Below are 1,010 nucleotides of genomic sequence, written 5' to 3'. Positions count from 1 at the left end.
CAGTTTGAAACTCAACCTCAAGGAACGGAGAAATAACCATGAGCCAACAAAGAGCCATGACACGCTGGAACGACTTTAACGATGCTACCGATCAGGGCAGCTACGATGTCATTCCTTCAGGCACCCTGGTCAAGGTACGTATGACCCTTAAGCCCGGAGGCTACGACAAGCCCGAAATGGGCTGGACCGGTGGTTACGCCACTTGCGGCGATACCGGAGCCATCTACCTCAATGCCGAGTTCACGGTGCTGGAAGGCCAGTACGCCAGGCGCAAGATTTGGTCCCTGATCGGTATGCACAGCCCCAAAGGCCCGGAGTGGGAAAACATGGGCCGGTCCTTTGTCCGGGGTGTTTTGCAATCTGCTCGTAATATCAAGGCCGAAGATAACAGTCCCCCGGCTTATAAAGCCCGGCAGTTGAAATCGTTGTCAGAGCTGGATGGTATTGAGTTCGTCGCCAAAATCAGTACTGAAAAGGATCAGTACGACGAACCGAAAAATGTCATCAAGCAGGCCATTACACCGGAGCACAAGCAGTATGCCCAGCTGATGTTTGGTCAGAATGCTCAGGGCCAAGCACTCGCTAATAATCAGCAGGGTGGCCACCCTCAGGCTCAGCTGCAATCCCAGCTCTACAGTCCTCCGGACTCAGCGCCCCACCCAGCTGAAAGCTACAACAACCAGTGGGATTAAGGCTCTAACGCCCACCTGCGGGTGGGCTTTTCCCTACAGGGACTGTGACAATGAAAAACAAATGGCTTGATTTTAACGATGCCCAAGAGCAGGGCGCGACACAGAAACGGGATGCAGAAGACGTTAAGCGTCGTATTCTGGAACGAATGCCTGAGTACCTGGCCTGGCTGTTTCCCAATGGCAAAAAACGAGGCCAGAAGTTTGTATTGGGCAACGTCCACGGCAAGAAGGGCAAGAGCCTGGAAGTGGAGCTGGGCAGTGGGCTTTGGCACGACTTTGAAAGCGGTGAAGGTGGTGACATTATCAGTCTGACCGCAG

Annotated in this window: 1 protein-coding gene and 1 pseudogene; both read left to right on the top strand. The window is 53.7% G+C overall.

The window, feature by feature from the left end:
• The first annotated feature begins 38 nt into the window (after positions 1-38).
• Positions 39-692 carry a hypothetical protein gene (locus tag KDK19_RS13300; protein WP_257287952.1) on the top strand — a complete coding sequence of 218 codons (654 nt, stop codon included), beginning with the start codon at positions 39-41 and terminating at the stop codon, positions 690-692.
• Positions 693-742: 50 nt separating this feature from the next.
• Positions 743-1,010: pseudogene (locus tag KDK19_RS13295) on the top strand (hypothetical protein); the annotation flags it as partial.

It is taken from the genome of Endozoicomonas sp. ONNA1 (assembly GCF_024606325.1).
GTDB lineage: Bacteria > Pseudomonadota > Gammaproteobacteria > Pseudomonadales > Endozoicomonadaceae > Endozoicomonas_A.
The sequence above is the reverse complement of the archived record's forward strand: the minus strand, read 5'-3'. Positions and strand labels throughout refer to the sequence as shown.

Bases quoted from the DNA above. Each gene is read 5' to 3' on its own strand.
- KDK19_RS13300 (WP_257287952.1), top strand. From the start codon at position 39: ATGAGCCAACAAAGAGCCATGACACGCTGGAACGACTTTAACGATGCT.